The organism is Hanamia caeni (assembly GCF_003721595.1).
In the GTDB taxonomy this organism is placed as follows: Bacteria; Bacteroidota; Bacteroidia; order Chitinophagales; family Chitinophagaceae; genus Ginsengibacter; species Ginsengibacter caeni.
The window spans coordinates 157,132-174,373 of the sequence record NZ_RJJR01000009.1 but is presented as its reverse complement, the minus strand read 5'-3'; the positions used below and the strand labels follow the sequence as shown (position 1 = coordinate 174,373).

Below are 17,242 nucleotides of genomic sequence, written 5' to 3'. Positions count from 1 at the left end.
TTTTTAATTTTCCAAAATATTTTCCAGCTTAAAAGTTTGTTTACTACGTATACCCCTGTCCGTTAGCTCAAGGTTGCAACATTCGATTTCCGGATCATGCTCAAAAAATAAAATAAAATCACGACCCAGCGCCTCTTCAAGGAAGATCTTTTTTTCTACCAATGTCTGCAGCGGCCTGGTGTCGTAGGCCATTACGTAAGGGATTGGAATATGAGCAACGGACGGGAAAAGATCTGCCACATAGATAATGGTTTTGTTCTTATAACTAATCTCCGGAAGCATCATTGATTCGGTGTGCCCATTTACAAACCTCAATTTTATATTTTTGGAAAAAGGGATTCCTTCAATATGTTCTACAAATTTTAACTTGCCGCTTCCCTGGATGGGTAAAATATTTTCTTTCAGGAAGCTGGCTTTCTCACGGTCATTAGGCTCTGTAGCCCATTTCCAGTGGCTTTCGTTGCTCCAGTAAGTTGCATTCTTAAATGCAGGGACTAAATTATTATTTTCTTTAATGATGGCTCCGCCGCAATGGTCAAAATGCAGGTGCGTCAATAATACATCAGTGATGTCTTCTCTGGAGTATCCATATTTTGCTAAAGATTTGTCTAACGTGTCATCGCCGTTCAGATAATAATATCCGAAAAACTTTTCGCTTTGCTTGTCGCCCATGCCTGTATCAATAAGGATAACTCTTCCTTCATCTTCGATGAGCATGCAGCGCATAGCCCAGTTGCACATATTGTTTTCATCAGGCGGGTTTAATTTCTGCCACATACTTTTAGGAACAACGCCAAACATCGCTCCTCCGTCAAGCTTGAAATGACCGGCATTGATGGGATAGATTTTCATGGTGATTACTGTTGAGGCTGCTGTTCAGGAATTAGATAACTGAACGCGTCGGTTTTCTTTCTTTTGCCTGTGCAGTGCCGAAATTAAAGCAAATAACCCAATTGTAAAAAAGGCTACCAGCGAAAGTACGGAATCACGCATCGTGCCCGTGATTTCTTCAATATATCCAAAAGCAGTTAGGCCAATGACGATAGCAATTTTTTCAGTCACATCATAAAAACTAAAAAAAGAAGCGGTGTCGACGGTTTCAGGCATTAACTTAGAATAGGTAGACCTGCTTAAAGATTGAATGCCTCCCATTACGAGCCCAACGGCAATTGCGAGAATATAAAAATGAATAGCTGTTTCCATATAATAGCCTGCAATGCAAATGCCTACCCAAAAAATTACCACGCCAATCAGCGCCTGCAGATTGCCATATTTGCCCGAAAGCTTAGCAATAAGTATTGCACCCGGAATGGCAACCAACTGGATAAGCACAATCGTTACAATAAGATTGGTTGAAGGAAGATTTAAAACTTTACTTCCAAAGTTAGTGGCGGCCAGCATCACCGTCTGCACACCCATGTTGTAAAAAAAGAACGCAACCAAAAATCTTTTTAAAACCGGCATTTTTATCATCTGGGAAAAAACTTTTTTCAGTTCTAAAAATCCACCAGATATAAAGTTTGTTTTTTGCCCTTTTTTTTCTGATTGAAAACTTTTGGGAAGGCGATTGAAAGTGATTTGCGCAAAGCCTATCCACCAGATGCCGACCAGTAAAAACGTCCACCTGACCGCATCGCCGGCGCTGCGCAAAAAAGGAATTTTATCCCAAAACAATACTAATGCAAATCCAATCAGTTGCATTAACACGCTTCCTATATATCCGTAAGAAAATCCTTTGGCACTTACAGCATCGCGGTCAGCTTCTGATGCTATTTCAGGAAGATATGAGTTGTAAAAAACAAGGCTGCTGTAAAACCCAAAGGCGGCCAGCATCATGCAGATGACTCCTAAATTGAAATATTCAGGCGTAAAAAAATAAAGACAACTGCACGCTACGGCACCTAGGGTACAAAAGGCCTGCATAAATATTTTTTTGTTCCCCTTATAATCAGAAATGGAAGAAAGAATGGGCAATGTGACCGCCACAATCAGATAGGTAAATGCAAGGGCATAATTGTATAATGCGGTGTTTACATATGTTCTGCCCCAAAAATGGACCTGGCCGTTAAAAGGCGCCACCTTCGTCATCTCAGTATAATAAATCGGGAAAAACGTTGTGGTGATAACCAGGTTATAAACCGAATTGGCCCAATCATACATGGCCCAGCCGTTGATAACCTTTTTGGACGCAGTCTGCATTTAAGGTTGATATAATTTCAAATAAAAAAAATATTTACCGGTAAAATAAATATTTTTTTTTCAAAACTGCCTACTCTTATTTTATTAATAAAGAAACAGAATCAAATTCTATTCAACAGAAAATTTTAAATTATTGGATTACGCCACAACCAATTCTTTCACCTGAATTGCCTGAGGGCTGCGACACGAAATCATCCTCACCTCCGTGGACAATAATAGTTTTATTTAAAATGTTTGTAGACGAATCGCCACCGAGGGACCATAGATCAGTTTCCAAATCAAGGCTGCCATTTCCTTTCATGTCTAATTTTACATTGCCTATATCGCCTGAATGAAAACTATTGCTGCCCCATTTGCCATGTTGTGCATTGGTAGGATTCCAGTGGCCACCTGCAGCTTTGCCCATGTCGCCGCAATCGGCATGTTCATGTATATGCACAGCAACGCTTTTGCCCGCTTTAGACGGGATAAACAATTGTAAATTCATTTTTACTTTGTTCCCTGCTTCCGCATCAAACACTGCTTTGCCGGTCAATGCCGTATCGGGATAGATAGCCTGTAAGGTGGCTTCAGCGTGTTGTTGTGTAGCAACTTTTGTATTTGCAGAAGTGGAGTCGTTCGCAGCGTCGGAAGTGGACGTCGACTTACTATTGTTACTGTTGCAGGAAATGAAGGCAAAGAGGATTACCATAAACATGCCTGCTATACGGGTTTGCATCGTTTGTTTCATTTTACATCTATTTTTTTATGATCGAATAATTTTATCGCAGAAATTCTGCTTTAAAAATCAATTATCCCTCATAAATGATGCCTCTTTTAGATTTGCATATATGGGCTACCGGGTTTGCAACACAATGAACAAACATTTAAGGCTGTTTTTTTATTTTGTAAAATAACCGCGGTGATGCTATTTATCAATGTAACCGGTAAAAATGAGAATGAGTAAAACTATTCCAAGTATGGTTCTGTAAATACCCCAAAGGCGAAAGCCATGCTTCTTTAGAAACTCAATAAAAAATCTGATAGCGAGCAGTGCGACTACAAAAGCCACCACGTTTCCAATTATCAGCAATTTTATTTCGGGCATCGTAAATCCTCCGTTTTTATGAAAATGTTTAAACAATTTGTAGCCGGTAGCCGCCACCATGGTTGGCACCGCAAGAAAAAATGAAAACTCTGCCGCAGCGCTGCGCGTAAGCTTTTGTTGCATGCCGCCGATGATGGAAGCAGCGCTTCTGCTTGTTCCGGGTATCATAGCCAGGCATTGCCAGATACCAATAGTAAATGAAGTTTTGAACGAAACTTCTTTTTCAGAATCAATAACAGGGTGCTTAAAAAATTTATCAATATAAATTAAAACAACGCCGCCAACCAGGATTGCCAAAGCCACGACAGTTGTGCTTTCCATTAATTCATCAATTTTGTCAGAAAACAAGGCACCTAAAATAATGGCCGGCAAAACGCCGACAATTAATTTTAAATAAAATTGAAGATTTTTGAAATCAAAAAATTTTTTCCAGTACAGAACTACTACGGCCAGTATGGCCCCAAGCTGAATAGCGATGGTAAACATTTTGGTAAAATCATTTTCAGGAATCCCCAATAATTTTTCCGCAATTATCATGTGGCCGGTTGAGGATATCGGGATAAATTCGGTAATACCTTCTACAATGCCAATGATAATTGATTGTACTACGTCCATCTTATAGTTATGGTTTAAAATTATTCAAAAAAAAAGCGATGAAAAGCTTCACCGCTTCAATAGATTTTGACAAAGTTATTTTGGCTTTTTAATAATGGCAATGATTTCGATGACAAGGCCGCCGACAATTAAAAACGGTGCAAGTGTTATGCGCCTGAAACTGTAAATTTCATTGTCATTAAAAACATTCGGATCAGCGCTCTTTCCACCGGCCATTAAGAAAAAGCCTATTGCCATTACAATAAGACCTATCAGCATCCATTTATAATTTTCTTTTGAAAACAACGCATTATCTTCTGAAGAGGCGTTTGCTGCATCTTTGTGTGAGAGGGGAGTATTAATTTTTTTGGCGCTCATTTTTAAATTCGTTTGTAAAAATAATAGTAATTAAAATTTAAAATCAATAAAGTTCATCAAGTTTCATCCGAAGGTATTTTAATGCAGACCGGTGTGTGCTCAAAAGTGTAATGCATATTCCAAGAATGATAATTCCTGCAAAAATCAAAAACATATTTTGTGTATCGTGTAATATTTTAAGGTAAGGAATAAATTTTTCAGCAATGGTGATGAAACCAAACATCAATCCGATTGCAATGGCTGATGCTATAATGCCATTCACAATAGCTCTTCCGTCGAGCGGCCGCGTTATAAACCATCTTGTCGCGCCCACCATCTGCATGGTCTTGATAAGAAAACGATTGCTGTACATGGCAAGCCTAATCGTATTATCAATCGAAACAATAACGAGCAAAGATAATATGATGGCTACTACAAGCAACACAAGCGTAGTGGTTTTTACAAACTGACTTACACTTGCCACCGTTGCTTTCGGCGTTTGAAACTCAGAAAGCGTATGCGGAAAATTGGCAACGAGTGAATCTTCCAGGTTGGCAAGGCTGTCTTTATCTACATAATTTGCTTTTACGTAAAAGTCAATACTTTCGGGCAGGGGATTGCTGATGGCTAATTTTTTCCAAAGCGTGTCATTGTCATCATTGTATTTTTCAATCGCTTTTTCGCGGGTTATATATTCTACTTTAACGGTGTAGGGCAATGATTGAATATAGTTTCTTAACGAATCTATTTGTTGATCGTTGGCAGTGCGGTAGATGTAAGCATGCAACTGAATATTCTCTTTAAAATAGTCACCGGTTTTTTGAATATTCAGAAATATCCAGGCAACAATTCCAAATAAAAATAACACCAGTGAAACGCCAATGATTGCATAAACGTAAGAAGGTTTGCCGCGTTTCGCAGATGCTTTTCCAAACTGAGCCATAATGCTAAATAAGTTTAGGTTTCTTTTTAAGAGAGGCAAAAATAAATGATTTTAAACAGGTTTAGTATTTTTGCGCCTTTGCCACAGGTAGCTAATGTAAATTACCTGAGCCATTGAAAACAGTGAATAAAAATCAATAACAATATTTTCACAAAAAAAGAAAGAGCGGCCTTCATTCTGTTTTACTCAGGGATGCTACATTTATTTTTTGAGAAGGATGCGATATTTTGAAGAGTTAATTAATAAATAAGAATGGAATATAATTTTAATGAAATAGAAACAAGGTGGCAGCAAAACTGGAAGGAAAGTGGTATTTATCATGTAAGCAATTTCAGTGAAAAGCCTAAATACTATGTGCTGGATATGTTTCCATATCCGAGCGGCTCAGGCTTGCATGTCGGCCATCCGTTGGGGTATATTGCCAGCGATATTTTTGCGCGCTATAAAAGATTGAAGGGTTTTAATGTATTACATCCGATGGGGTTTGACAGCTTTGGCTTGCCTGCCGAACAATATGCCATCGAAACGGGCCAGCATCCCGCAACAACGACTGAAAAAAATATTGCCAACTTCAAAAATCAGATGGATAAAATTGGCTTTTGTTATGATTGGAGCCGCGAAATAAAAACGAGCGACCCTGAATATTATCGCTGGACGCAATGGATTTTTTTACAACTTTTCAAAAGCTGGTACAACCACAAAAACAAGAAAGCCGAATCCATCGAGACGTTGATAAAAAAATTTGAAGAAAGCGGAACATCTAATTTACAAAATGACCTTATTTATTCGTTTACTGCTGATGAATGGAAAAGTTGTGATGAAAAAAAACGGCAGGAAATTTTAATGGATTTTCGTCTTGCATTTTCTTCCTATGGCGAAGTGAATTGGTGCGAAGCGTTGGGAACTGTTTTGGCAAATGATGAAGTGATTAATGGCGTAAGTGAACGCGGGGGATTCCCTGTGGAGAAAAAGAAAATGAGGCAATGGTATCTGCGCATCACTGATTATGCTGACAGGCTGCTTGAAGGATTAGAGAAAGTAGAGTTTAGTGAAGCGATGAAAGAAATGCAAAGAAACTGGATTGGCCGGAGCGAAGGAGCGGAAGTTGAATTCTCCATTTTAAATTCTCAATCTTCCATCAATGTTTACACCACCCGTCCCGACACTATTTTTGGCGTTGATTTTTTAGTGCTGGCGCCGGAGCACGAACTGGTAGATAAAATTACAACCGAAACACAACGGTCATCCATACACGAATATTTAGATTATGTAAAAAGCAGGAGCGACAGGGAAAGAATGGCTGAGGTAAAACAAATTACCGGATGCTTTACCGGTGCTTATGCAATCAATCCTTTTGATGGTAAAAAAATTCCAATATGGATTGCAGAATATGTTTTGGCCGGATATGGCACGGGCGCAATCATGGCGGTGCCATGCGGCGACCAGCGCGACTTTGATTTTGCTACTCATTTCAACATTCCGATTACCAATATCATCGGCGATAAATTTGATGGAAAACAGGCGAATCCAACAAAAGACGCAGTTTTACAAAATTCCGGTTTTCTTGATGGCATGGTAATGAAAGATGCGATAGGAGAGGCGATACATAAAATTGAAGAATTGCAAATAGGAAAACGGAAAGTAAATTATCGCATGCGCGATGCTGGCTTCAGCAGGCAGCGATATTGGGGCGAGCCTTTTCCGATAATCTGGAGTGACGGTGTGGCTATTCCTTTAGATGAAAAAGAATTGCCATTGGAATTGCCATTTGTTGAAAAATATGGGCCGGGAAAAGATGGAGAAGGCCCGTTATCCAATTTAACTGATTGGGTAAACACACCGCAAGGAAAACGCGAAACCTCTACTATGCCTGGCTATGCGGGAAGTAGCTGGTATTTTCTGCGCTACATGGATCCGCATAATAATGAAACTTTTGCCGATAGAAAAGCTACGGATTATTGGAACCAGGTGGATGTCTACATTGGTGGAACGGAACACGCGGTCGGGCATTTATTGTACAGCCGTTTGTGGACAAAAATATTATATGACCTCGGTTATATCAGTTTTGATGAGCCTTATAAAAAACTGGTGAACCAGGGAATGATAACTGGTACTTCCCAATTAATGTACCGTTATAATCCTCATGGCGGCTCTGATGCTAGATATATGACTGACACGATTCCTTATTTAGGAACTAGTATAACAAATCTTATTCAAGTTCCTAATTCTGACCCTGCATTCTTATTAACACATGAAGTCGTTCCGTTATTATATTTTTCTACAGATGCAATACCAAAAGGCGATGAAGAAAACTTTACTGAAATACATGTTCCAATAGAGTATGTTGATAATTGTATTTTAAAAGTAAGTGAACTTGCTAATGTTGAAAGGTTTACTGATTCATGTTTTGTTTGTAAAACAGGTTTTTTTTATAAGGGTACATGGTATGATAAAGAAAAAAATTTAGCGGGCGAACAAATTTTCCGCACTGCTCCATTACCTGAAAAAATGTCAAAATCAAAATTTAATGTTGAAAATCCTGACAACATTATATATAAATACGGTGCCGATACTTTTCGGATGTATGAAATGTTTTTGGGGCCGGTAGAGCAAAGCAAACCGTGGGATACCAAAGGCATTGAAGGCGTTCATCGTTTCTTGAAAAAATTATGGCGGTTGTTTTTTGATGAAGAAAAAGGCAAAGTCTGGAATGATGAAAAAGCAAGCAATGCCGAATTAAAAACACTTCACAAAACCATTAAAAAAATTGAAGAAGATACAGAGCGTTTCTCTTTCAACACTGCCGTAAGTGCATTCATGGTTTGTGTAAATGAATTGACGGATTTAAAATGTCACAAAAAAGAAATTCTTGAACCGCTCCTGATTTTATTAGCTCCTTATGCGCCGCATATCGCCGAAGAATTGTATCATGCCATTGGCAATACAGATTCCGTATTGAATGCAGGTTATCCAAAACTTGAAAAGAAATTTCTTATTGAGTCTGAAAAAGAATACCCCATTTCTGTAAATGGAAAATTAAGAACTACGATGGTAATTTCTTTGGAAGCAACACAGCCGGAAGTTGAAAACATGGTGCTCAACAATGACATTATTCAAAAATGGACTAATGGTAAATCTCCAAAAAAAATAATCTTTGTTAAGAATAAAATGGTGAATGTGGTAATATAAATGCCTGCCACGTTTTAATCAAAAAAATCCAAATTCTTTTTAATCATACACCGTAACTGATAGATTTTTTGGCTGATATTAATATGATTCGGCCGAAGATTTATCCAGATAATTTTTGAACTTTATTTTTGATGAATGAAGCGCTATGCCCGTCTTTATCTGGATTCATACCGGGGCTTGTCAAGGCCTTCGTGGATGTTATCGGCAGTGATGCTGATCAACAGGATTGGCGCCATGGTAGTGCCTTTCCTTGGGGTTTATATGGTAGCAGAACTTCATTTCAGCCTTTCAGAAACCGGAGTGGTTTTAAGCTTTTACGGACTGGGAGCTATGAGCGGCTCAACTTTGGGAGGCTGGCTTACTGATAAAGCCGGGCATTTTAAAGTGCAGCTCATCAGTATTTTTTTGTCAGTGCCGGTATTTTTTTTATTGCCTTTGTTGAAAGAGGTGTGGAGCTTATCAATCGGGGTTTTTGTATTGAGCACCATCACTGAAACATTCCGCCCGGCTAACTCAGTTTCCATCAGCGTGTATGCCCGGCCTGAAAATATTACCCGTTCTTTTTCGCTGAACCGGATGGCGATTAACCTGGGATTCAGTATCGGGCCTGCGCTCGGAGGCGTATTGGCAGCAATCTCATTTAAATTAATTTTTTATGCAAATGGAATAACGGCTTTGCTGGCAGGCTTGGTTTTTTATTTTTATTTTAAAAATCTTCCTGTAAATAAGAACAGGGAATTCCTGCATCATGATAAAGCTGGAAAGAAAATTAAAAATGGTATATCGCCGTGGAAAGATATTCCATTCCTCTTTTTTTGCTTCTTTTGCTGTTTGTATAGCATCTGTTTTTTTCAACTATTGAGCACCATACCGTTATTCTATCGAAAAGTGCATCATCTGAGTGAAGGAAATATCGGAATTCTTTTGGCATCAAACGGCCTGGTTGTTTTTATTTTTGAAATGCTTATCGTTCAGGTTGCAGAAAGGACAATGCGTTCTACCAATGTAATTGTTCTCGGCGTTTTATTAGTTGCGGTTTCATTTTTTATCCTCCTTATTCCCGGTGGAATTCCGGTTTTATTGTTGTCGATGTTTATCATCAGTTTGTCTGAAATTTTTGCAATGCCGTTTATGGCCACCGTCACTGTCAAACGAGCTTCTTCCGACAGGAAAGGTTCTTATATGGGAGTAAACTCGCTTTCATTTTCAGCAGCCTTTGTCTTTTCTCCTTTAATAGGAACTTTTGTGGCCGAACACTTTGGGTTTTCGGTGCTGTGGATATCAACAGCATTGCTGGGAATTGCCACTGCATTTGGCTTTAGATGGATATTCCGAAAATTTTAATCATGATCTTTTAGTGATTAATCCTTATTTGTTGAAGTTCAACTTTGCAGTAAAAAGATAAATAATCTCTTTTTATTCTGGTGAGATTTTTAAAAATCCACCAGCTATTTTTAATGTAAGAACCAAAATAAAAATTCCGGTTAGAAATTGCTTCACTGCCAGGAAGGAAATTTATTTTTATAAAAATATGCCTGGCATTTACAGGTTGTTATCACTATTTTATTTCATAAAATTCTGTGCTGCATCGCCCAAATCATATACAAGTGCTTTACCATCTACCTCCGATTTGATAATGCTGCTTCCGGCAGCGCTTCTGAAGCCTTTCTCGCAATGAACAATGATAGGTTTATTAATCGGTATTTCATTGGCGCGTTCTCTTAATTCATATAAAGGAATATTAATCGAATTGTCAAAAATATTTCTATCCTTCGTTTCGGAGGGATTGCGGATATCCACAATCGTAAATGCATCTTCATTATCTTGTAGCTCCGCGCTATCAAAGTTTGGCGTAATGATGTCGCCAATTCCGCCGGCAATCCCCAATTTGATTTGTGATTCATATCCAATCTTTGCTATTCGCCCAATCAATTGATTCAGTACAGTTTCATTTTCTGCTACCAGGTAAAATTTTTCACCAGGCGCAATCAAGCTACCAAGCCACGTTTCAAAGCTAATATCTCCCATCAGGTTTATCGCATTTTTTAAATGCCCTTTTTTAAAATCCTGTTCGTAGCGGCTGTCTATTATAGCCAACGAGGCATCAAGCGAAGCGGGATCAATTTTTTCGGCCTTTGTTTTTTCAACTTTTGAAATACTTTCTGCAAAATTCTCTGCTCCTTTTTTATTCAACGCCACTTCATAGGGAAAGTATTTAGGAACAAAGGGCTGATCTTTTAGCAAATGTTCCACAAATTCTTCTTCAGTTAAATCCTGCAGGCACCAGTTGCTCATTTTTTCAGCGCCCATATTGCTTGAGTTCTGTTGGCTAATTCCCTTACCGCATAAACTGCCTGCCCCGTGAGCCGGGTATAACAAGACCTCATCGGCAAGCGGAATAAATTTATCCCGCAGTGAATGGTACATTTTAAGGGCAAGATCATTTCTTTTCATCGTAATGCTGCCGGCCTGTTCTCTCAGGTCTGGCCTTCCGCAGTCACCGATAAAGAGCGTGTCGCCGGAAAACACTGCATCATCTTTTCCATCTTCATCTGCCAGCACAATGCTGATGCTATCAGGCGAATGGCCGGGTGTGTTCAAAGCATTTAGCGTTACCTCGCCAACATGTATTATTTCTCCGTCGTCAAAAGTTTGGTGAGGATATTCGGCGCCAAGCAGCTTACTCACATATATTGGCGCTCCTGTAGATTTATGAATTTCCAGGTGGCTGCTTACAAAATCCGCATGGGGATGTGTCTCAATTACCGCAATGATTTTTGCATTATTTTCTTCGGCAAAATCGTAATAGGGTTGTGGATTTCTGGCCGGGTCAATCAGGGCGATTTCTCCTTTGCTTAATATTGCGTATGAATAATGCGCTAAATTTTTATCCTCAAATTGTCTTATTTCCATGTGCTTTTTTTTAAACTGATTGCAAAGTTATGAACATGTATCCGATGCGCCGGAATACATTTGTTTTTCATCGTTTTATTTTATTGCTTTTTCAAAAAATAACATTTTGATAGCGAGAATAATCAACATAATAGCGAATAACTTTTTCAGCAGGCTTTGTGGAATTTCTGTTGCAAACCTGGCCCCGAAGTAGCCACCAATAAAAAAGAATACTGCCATGATCAAGGCCGTTTTGATTTCAACATAACCTTCTTTGTAATATTGATAGGCAGCGAGGACGCCCACAGGCAACACCATCATGATCAGCGCTGTTCCCTGGGCTGTTTGCTGGGAATATCCCAGGAAAAAAATAAGGGCAGGTATTATGATAATAGCGCCGCCCAGGCCTAACAAGCCGCTAAGCATTCCGGCAGCTATTCCAATAAGCGCGACAATCAGCAGGTACTGTAAATCCATAAATTATAAATTTTGATTAAGGAATATTTCAAAGTTTATTGATAGAAATTTCACTCAATATTGTTTCAAAATAAAAGATAAGTCTTTTCTCTAAACAATTGTCCGGCCAAATGGCGGTATCTCTGATAATTTCAATGTTACCTGCTAAATAGAATTGTAATTGCTTTTTTTATTCCGTTAACCCGTAGCCACACTAAAAATGCTGTAGGCGATGATGATTAAAACTATGAATGAAATAACTACATACAGGTAATCTTTTTCGAAGAAAAATCCGATGACAGAAAAAATTACCCGCGAAATGGGAGTAGCGATTAACAACAAAAGCCCCAGTTGAATGATGGATAAACTGTCGAAATGAATGACGCCCTTAAAAATTTGCTTAACGGAGCGAAGATGAGACGGCTCACCCACAAAAGTTTTATAATGGGGGATAGAAAGGCCTCTTTCAAGCAGATAATAAACCCCGCCAAAGAGAATAAGTGCGCCTGAAATAATAACGCCTGTAATAAGAAGCCTGCCCATCACAGATTCGATATCAACGTCCGATATTTTTCTTTCGTTCTTCATATTTTATCTGTGATTCCATTATAAATCATTTGCACAGCAAGAAAAGTAATAATGCATGCAAAGAGAATCCGTAGCCACTGTGTTTTCGACTTCACTAAAATTTTCGATCCTAAAAATGCGCCCGTAATTACGCCAAGCACTACAGGCATTGAGAGACCAGGATTAATATAACCTCTTTGCATATAAATGCCGGCGCTCGCTGCTGCCGTTACGCCAATCATAAAATTGCTGGTTGTTGTTGACACTTTGAAAGGCAGCTTCATAAAATGATCCATAGCAATTACTTTGAGGGCGCCTGAACCAATGCCCAAAAGCCCGGAGATTAACCCGGCAATCGCCATCATGATAAAACCGCCGGGAACATTGTGTGCGGCATAACTGATTTCACCATGTTCGGTTGGGTAAGAACTGTTGAGTTTTAAAATTTGCGACAGCTTTCCACCGCTATATTGAACTAAATTTTCGTTTTTCTTTTTTAAGGAAATTACAGCAGAAAAAACCAGCACAAATCCAAAGATAACCGCAATGGTATCAGTTGGTGCATACACGGCAATCATTGCTCCGCCTACGGCGCCAAGCGTAGTGGCGATTTCTAAAAACATCCCAATCCTGATATTTGAAATGCCTTCTTTTACATAAGCTGCAGCAGCGCCGGAAGATGTGGCAATAACTGAAATGAGAGAAGCGCCGATTGCATAATGAATGTCTACTCCAAAAAGCAGTGTGAGCATCGGGATAATGATTACTCCACCGCCGAGGCCCGTGAGTGCGCCTACAAGTCCCGCAAGAAATGACCCAGCCAATACTATGAGTGAAAATAGAAGAACCGTCATTCAATTTTTTTAGAAGTAAAATGAAAATCCGGCTATTGCAGTGAAGCAATGAATAAGCGTTTTTTTTATTTTACTTATCAAATTTGTCACGCCAGGCCAGCATGCCGCCGGTAAGATTTTTTGTATTGGAAAATCCTGCCTGGTCCATTATCATAGCTGCAATTCCGCTTCTGTTGCCGCTGCGGCAATAAAAAATTACTTCTTCATTTTTCAGATTATCAATAGCATCTGTTTGCATATTTTGTATATCGCCAAGTGGCAGCGCAATACCGCCAATATTGTATTCAGCGGTTTCCTCCGGCTGCCTCACGTCTACGAGGTTAAGTTTTTCGCCTTTATCCAATCTTTCTTTTACTTCTTCGGGAGAAATTGTGGTCATAGCCTTAATGTTTTATTATGTGTAAACTATCGGGTTTTACAACTTTTAAAGTGTCCCTCACAGGGGGTTCAGGTTGTATCCATATATCCATCGTTTGTCCGGGTTGAATATAATTAGATGTGCTGTCAAAATTATTTACTTCAGGATTTTGGCGGAAGATGTAAGCATTAGCAGTATCTGAAATAGTTTCTATCGAAAGAATTGCTGCGAGCATTATTCCTTTGTCCGTCAGCAATTGTTTCGCCTGGGCTACCGTCATTCCTGTTAGGTCGGGAACGGGGATTTTAACGGCTTCCAGTCCGCCACCGATTACAAGGTCAATTTTTGATCCCCATCTTAGTTTTGCACCAAATGGAATGTCTTTGCCATTATATTTTTGCGCGAGAACAGAGCCTTTCATAAAATTAGGTTTGTAGGTAGTATCTCCTAATTGCAAATGATTTTTGAGTAGCTTGTCCACTGCAAAGCGATAGCTTAGTCCTTCAAGATTAGGCATCTCAATCATCGGCAGCGTGATAGGATTCACATTTAGAAAAACTGTCCGGTTTACTTTTACTGTTGCGCCCGGATCGGGTAATTGTTTTTTTACCGTGTTTAAAGGAATGCTGTCGTTGTACAATGAATCTGTTATGATAACATCAAATCCCTGGTCTTTTAAAAGTTCAACAGCGCTGTCAACGTTTTTTCCGACTACTGATGGCACCCGCAGCGATTCGCCATGATGTGTAAGCCATCCCAAAGACTGAAAGAAAAGCAATCCCAACAAAAACACTAAAACCACTGCCACCGCGAGGTTTACTAAGAAACTTTGTTTTGCAATAAATCTAAACACAGTACATATATGAGTGAAAAAATAAAGTTTGCAATTTAATACATTTAAGCAGGGAAACATTCCTCAATCAGGGCAGTATAAAAATCCATCAATGTCCAGCCCATTGCTCTTACCTGTTGTGGAACCAGGCTGGCATCCGTCTGGCCGGGTACAGTATTTATTTCCAGCATATAAGCGCGCTTCTCTTCTTCATTGTAGATGAAATCGATTCTCACTATTCCCCTGCAATTAAATATTTGATAAATTTTTGTTGCCTGCTCTTTTATGTGGGCGGCAATTTCATCACTGATGTGAGCGGGCGTAATTTCTTCGCTTGCTCCGAGGTATTTCGCCTCAAAATCAAAAAAATCTTTTTTGGAAATGATTTCTGTTATGGGCAGCGCTATTATTTTCCCTTTTGAACTAAAGACACCGATTGTTAGCTCTCTTCCTTTTACAAATTCTTCTACGAGCACCTGGTCATCTTCTTTGAAAGCTTTTTCAATAGCGGCGCCCAACTCTTCCGAAGGCGAATTTACTTTGCTCATGCCGATGCTGGAACCGCCATTATTCGGTTTTACAAATAGAGGGAACTTTAAATTTTTGATGATAGAATCCGGGCCCTGATATTTTGATTTAAAAAGCAAAACTGAATTGGCCACCCGGATGCCGGAGAATGCGGCTACGGCAACAGTGTATCGTTTGTTAAACGTAAGTCCTGAAACAGCACAATCGCAGGAGGTATAGGGCAATTGCAATAGATCAAAATACCCCTGCAATTTTCCATCCTCGCCGGGCGTGCCATGTATGCCTATCAATGCGGCGTCAAAATGTATCTTTTGGTTTTCATGAATGATAGAAAAATCATTCTTATCTACCTCTGATTTTTTGCCGTCGTTTTCATAAAACCAGCCATCGGGAGTGATATCAATTTTGTAATATTCGAATTTTGCGGGGTCAATATTTTTTTCAATTGTTTTTGCGGACTTGTAAGAAATTTCGGCTTCGCCGGAATAGCCACCGGTTACAAAAGCTATTTTAGGTTTGTTCATTAATTGGCCAGATTTAACTGTAAAATAAATTTAAAAATCTTGAAAAATTGAAACCGGCGAAAAATTAGTTGAAATGCATAAAGAATTCAGAGCGGTGATGCAAGTTGCGGTGATGCCAGCGGACATTCTACAATCAACAATCTAACTTGCCAGACAGACACATATTTCGTAAATTCGAGGGGTGAAGAAACAAAAAGACACAGGACTTGATTTTGAAGTTGACAAGCTGACTAATTCGATTGAAAATGTAGTAACGGGCGACAGTTTTGCAACCGATATTTCTATTGTAACACTTGTTGACCTGAAAGAAATAACGAAAAAAAACAAATGGCAATTTGATTGGAAATTTGAATATAAACAACCTGAACGGGATATTTACAAATTGACGATAGTAAACAATCAACAAATAATCCAGGGGTTGATAAGTCTTGAAGTCAAACCTGACCATGTTTATATGCATCTTGTTGAAAGTGCGCCCTTCAATAAAGGAAGAAGCAAGATATACACAGGAGTTCCTGGAAATTTGATTGCATTCGCCTGTAAACTTTCTTTCCAGAGAGGACACGAAGGAAATGTGTCGTTCTTTTCGAAACTCAACTTGTGCAACACTACATTGACAGTTTAGGGGCAATGCATATAGGAGGGAGGATTATGATTATTGATACAACGGCAGCCTTAAAATTAATTAATAAATATTTTTAAAATGAAAAACAAAACAAAAGAATTAGATGTAGATTTTATTGGTGAACAAAATAATCCTCTGACAAAAAAAGAAGAAAAGGCAATCAGCGATTTCATTCTTGCCAATAAAGAAAAGCTTAAACTTAAAAAGACCATGAAAAAGGCAACAGCAAAACGAAAAGAGAAACAACTTGCCTGACAAAGCAAACGGACCTCATACCGGTACGTGGAAAGAATAGTCAACTTTTTTATTTTACATTCGGCTCGTGGTGTCAGGCAGTCGGCACATTAAATTACTTTCCTGCAACCAGGCGTTAGATCACGAAACAAAAATCTTCTTTTTTTGTTCTTTTACTGCTGCTATGGCTCGTAGATATAAAAAAACCCGCGAAGTGCGGATTAAAATTTTTATGAGTTAAAATTGAGTAGTTGGGATTTCGAAAAATATGTATCATTATCGCTGTAAACAAAAAAGCATGAACCGTCTTTGATAGTAGAGATGATGGGCATGGCAAATTTTGCAGGCAATGCCGGGCAACCATAACTTCTGCCCAGATAGCCAAGTGATTTTAATGTTTTTTCGCTTACATAATCTGCAGGATGAATCACAATAGCACGGCTGGCCGCATTGTCATTGATTCCCCTTTCTTCCCCTTCAAGTTTTAATGAAAGCCCGTGTTCGCCATAATAAGTTTCCTGGGTAACGTAAAATCCCAGGCTGCTCATGTGGCTTTCCGGCTTGTTTGAAAAGCGCCTTGCATATTCTTTTCCTGAATTCATTCCATGGGCGATGTACGTATTAAATAACAATTTGAAATTTTCCAGGTCAATTACAAAAAGACGTTTCTGTGAAGACGGCAAGCTGAAGTCAACAATAGAAATTACATTTTCATTAGTTAATTTTCCTTGTGAACGTAAAACATTGTAACCCTTTATTCCTTCTTCAAAGGCGCGCTTTGACAATCCGAGATTGTTTAATTGTAAGCTGTCGTAAATCATCATTTTACTACTTACAAAATCAGTTGCACTTTTTACAGCTTTTGTGATGGTAGCGTGGTAAATTTTTGTCTCGGGTTTTAATGTTGCAAAGGCAAAAATCATTGGAATAAGAAGCAGCAAGAGTACCCTAAGCAGAACAAGGTTCTTCGTCTTTTTTTTCATTCGGTAATTTTACAGGGTTT

Annotated in this window: 18 protein-coding genes; 4 read left to right on the top strand and 14 right to left on the bottom strand. The window is 38.9% G+C overall.

The window, feature by feature from the left end; all coding sequences use genetic code 11:
- Window positions 1-3: 3 nt before the first annotated feature.
- From EFY79_RS12425 to EFY79_RS12400, 6 genes are all read right to left on the bottom strand, one after another.
- Entirely contained in the window at window positions 4-852 is an 849-nt protein-coding gene (locus EFY79_RS12425) for an MBL fold metallo-hydrolase (protein WP_123121037.1), read from the bottom strand.
- A gap of 24 nt (window positions 853-876) precedes the next feature.
- The gene (locus EFY79_RS12420) at window positions 877-2,199 is read right to left on the bottom strand and encodes an MFS transporter (RefSeq protein ID WP_123121036.1); all 1,323 of its coding nucleotides are present in this window, start codon (window positions 2,197-2,199) and stop codon (window positions 877-879) included.
- Window positions 2,200-2,329: 130 nt separating this feature from the next.
- Entirely contained in the window at window positions 2,330-2,929 is a 600-nt protein-coding gene (locus EFY79_RS12415) for a superoxide dismutase family protein (RefSeq protein ID WP_123121035.1), read from the bottom strand.
- Between the two features lie 177 nt (window positions 2,930-3,106).
- Window positions 3,107-3,901: an undecaprenyl-diphosphate phosphatase gene (locus EFY79_RS12410; RefSeq protein WP_123121034.1), complete on the bottom strand. Its 795-nt coding sequence runs from the start codon at window positions 3,899-3,901 to the stop codon at window positions 3,107-3,109.
- A gap of 75 nt (window positions 3,902-3,976) precedes the next feature.
- Complete coding sequence (locus EFY79_RS12405) at window positions 3,977-4,258, bottom strand: DUF3098 domain-containing protein (protein ID WP_123121033.1); 282 nt, start codon at window positions 4,256-4,258, stop codon at window positions 3,977-3,979.
- 43 nt (window positions 4,259-4,301) lie between these two features.
- Window positions 4,302-5,180: a cell division protein FtsX gene (locus EFY79_RS12400; protein ID WP_123121032.1), complete on the bottom strand. Its 879-nt coding sequence runs from the start codon at window positions 5,178-5,180 to the stop codon at window positions 4,302-4,304.
- Between the two features lie 252 nt (window positions 5,181-5,432).
- On the opposite strand from EFY79_RS12400, the gene EFY79_RS12395 reads away from it, so the two are divergent.
- Together EFY79_RS12395 and EFY79_RS12390 are read left to right on the top strand one after the other, a co-directional pair.
- Window positions 5,433-8,369 carry a leucine--tRNA ligase gene (locus tag EFY79_RS12395; RefSeq protein WP_123121031.1) on the top strand — a complete coding sequence of 979 codons (2,937 nt, stop codon included), beginning with the start codon at window positions 5,433-5,435 and terminating at the stop codon, window positions 8,367-8,369.
- Window positions 8,370-8,504: 135 nt separating this feature from the next.
- On the top strand, window positions 8,505-9,713 hold the full coding sequence (locus EFY79_RS12390; protein ID WP_123121030.1) for an MDR family MFS transporter: 1,209 nt from the start codon (window positions 8,505-8,507) through the stop codon (window positions 9,711-9,713).
- A gap of 219 nt (window positions 9,714-9,932) precedes the next feature.
- On the opposite strand, the gene EFY79_RS12385 is transcribed toward EFY79_RS12390, so the two are convergent.
- The 7 genes from EFY79_RS12385 to EFY79_RS12355 all read right to left on the bottom strand — a co-directional run bounded on the left by EFY79_RS12385 (window position 9,933) and on the right by EFY79_RS12355 (window position 15,380).
- A complete protein-coding gene (locus EFY79_RS12385) occupies window positions 9,933-11,282 on the bottom strand; it encodes an MBL fold metallo-hydrolase (protein ID WP_123121029.1) in 1,350 nt (449 codons plus the stop codon).
- Window positions 11,283-11,357: 75 nt separating this feature from the next.
- Window positions 11,358-11,738 (bottom strand): sulfite exporter TauE/SafE family protein, encoded by a 381-nt coding sequence (locus EFY79_RS12380; protein WP_123121028.1) that lies wholly within the window; start codon window positions 11,736-11,738, stop codon window positions 11,358-11,360.
- 177 nt (window positions 11,739-11,915) lie between these two features.
- Window positions 11,916-12,305, bottom strand: a complete 390-nt coding sequence (locus EFY79_RS12375) for a DUF1634 domain-containing protein (RefSeq protein WP_123121027.1) — start codon at window positions 12,303-12,305, stop codon at window positions 11,916-11,918.
- A complete protein-coding gene (locus tag EFY79_RS12370; RefSeq protein ID WP_123121026.1) occupies window positions 12,302-13,138 on the bottom strand; it encodes a sulfite exporter TauE/SafE family protein in 837 nt (278 codons plus the stop codon). Before EFY79_RS12370 ends, EFY79_RS12375 begins: the two co-directional genes overlap by 4 nt.
- A 70-nt stretch (window positions 13,139-13,208) precedes the next feature.
- The gene (locus EFY79_RS12365) at window positions 13,209-13,517 is read right to left on the bottom strand and encodes a rhodanese-like domain-containing protein (RefSeq protein ID WP_123121025.1); all 309 of its coding nucleotides are present in this window, start codon (window positions 13,515-13,517) and stop codon (window positions 13,209-13,211) included.
- Between the two features lie 4 nt (window positions 13,518-13,521).
- The gene (locus EFY79_RS12360; RefSeq protein WP_158605207.1) at window positions 13,522-14,349 is read right to left on the bottom strand and encodes a PASTA domain-containing protein; all 828 of its coding nucleotides are present in this window, start codon (window positions 14,347-14,349) and stop codon (window positions 13,522-13,524) included.
- Window positions 14,350-14,393: 44 nt separating this feature from the next.
- Window positions 14,394-15,380: a D-alanine--D-alanine ligase gene (locus EFY79_RS12355; RefSeq protein WP_123121023.1), complete on the bottom strand. Its 987-nt coding sequence runs from the start codon at window positions 15,378-15,380 to the stop codon at window positions 14,394-14,396.
- A 181-nt stretch (window positions 15,381-15,561) separates the two neighbouring features.
- Here EFY79_RS12355 and EFY79_RS12350 point away from each other — a divergent pair, with 181 nt between their 5' ends.
- Window positions 15,562-16,005 carry a hypothetical protein gene (locus EFY79_RS12350; RefSeq protein WP_199727521.1) on the top strand — a complete coding sequence of 148 codons (444 nt, stop codon included), beginning with the start codon at window positions 15,562-15,564 and terminating at the stop codon, window positions 16,003-16,005.
- A gap of 78 nt (window positions 16,006-16,083) precedes the next feature.
- Window positions 16,084-16,260, top strand: coding sequence for a hypothetical protein (locus EFY79_RS21590; RefSeq protein WP_199727520.1), 177 nt, complete (start codon window positions 16,084-16,086; stop codon window positions 16,258-16,260).
- A 209-nt stretch (window positions 16,261-16,469) separates the two neighbouring features.
- Here the strand turns inward: EFY79_RS21590 and EFY79_RS12345 are convergent, their stop codons facing one another.
- On the bottom strand, window positions 16,470-17,222 hold the full coding sequence (locus EFY79_RS12345) for a murein L,D-transpeptidase catalytic domain family protein (protein WP_123121022.1): 753 nt from the start codon (window positions 17,220-17,222) through the stop codon (window positions 16,470-16,472).
- Window positions 17,223-17,242 lie beyond the last annotated feature (20 nt).

What these genes read in the sequence shown, in the direction of transcription:
- EFY79_RS21590 (WP_199727520.1), top strand. Translation starts at nt 16,084, where the DNA reads ATGAAAAACAAAACAAAAGAATTAGATGTAGATTTTATTGGTGAACAA.
- EFY79_RS12390 (WP_123121030.1), top strand. Translation starts at nt 8,505, where the DNA reads ATGAAGCGCTATGCCCGTCTTTATCTGGATTCATACCGGGGCTTGTCA.
- EFY79_RS12385 (WP_123121029.1), bottom strand. Translation starts at nt 11,282, where the DNA reads ATGGAAATAAGACAATTTGAGGATAAAAATTTAGCGCATTATTCATAC.
- EFY79_RS12375 (WP_123121027.1), bottom strand. Translation starts at nt 12,305, where the DNA reads ATGAAGAACGAAAGAAAAATATCGGACGTTGATATCGAATCTGTGATG.
- EFY79_RS12380 (WP_123121028.1), bottom strand. Translation starts at nt 11,738, where the DNA reads ATGGATTTACAGTACCTGCTGATTGTCGCGCTTATTGGAATAGCTGCC.
- EFY79_RS12355 (WP_123121023.1), bottom strand. Translation starts at nt 15,380, where the DNA reads ATGAACAAACCTAAAATAGCTTTTGTAACCGGTGGCTATTCCGGCGAA.
- EFY79_RS12345 (WP_123121022.1), bottom strand. Translation starts at nt 17,222, where the DNA reads ATGAAAAAAAAGACGAAGAACCTTGTTCTGCTTAGGGTACTCTTGCTG.
- EFY79_RS12415 (WP_123121035.1), bottom strand. Translation starts at nt 2,929, where the DNA reads ATGAAACAAACGATGCAAACCCGTATAGCAGGCATGTTTATGGTAATC.
- EFY79_RS12405 (WP_123121033.1), bottom strand. Translation starts at nt 4,258, where the DNA reads ATGAGCGCCAAAAAAATTAATACTCCCCTCTCACACAAAGATGCAGCA.
- EFY79_RS12370 (WP_123121026.1), bottom strand. Translation starts at nt 13,138, where the DNA reads ATGACGGTTCTTCTATTTTCACTCATAGTATTGGCTGGGTCATTTCTT.
- EFY79_RS12420 (WP_123121036.1), bottom strand. Translation starts at nt 2,199, where the DNA reads ATGCAGACTGCGTCCAAAAAGGTTATCAACGGCTGGGCCATGTATGAT.
- EFY79_RS12400 (WP_123121032.1), bottom strand. Translation starts at nt 5,180, where the DNA reads ATGGCTCAGTTTGGAAAAGCATCTGCGAAACGCGGCAAACCTTCTTAC.
- EFY79_RS12395 (WP_123121031.1), top strand. Translation starts at nt 5,433, where the DNA reads ATGGAATATAATTTTAATGAAATAGAAACAAGGTGGCAGCAAAACTGG.
- EFY79_RS12425 (WP_123121037.1), bottom strand. Translation starts at nt 852, where the DNA reads ATGAAAATCTATCCCATCAATGCCGGTCATTTCAAGCTTGACGGAGGA.
- EFY79_RS12365 (WP_123121025.1), bottom strand. Translation starts at nt 13,517, where the DNA reads ATGACCACAATTTCTCCCGAAGAAGTAAAAGAAAGATTGGATAAAGGC.
- EFY79_RS12410 (WP_123121034.1), bottom strand. Translation starts at nt 3,901, where the DNA reads ATGGACGTAGTACAATCAATTATCATTGGCATTGTAGAAGGTATTACC.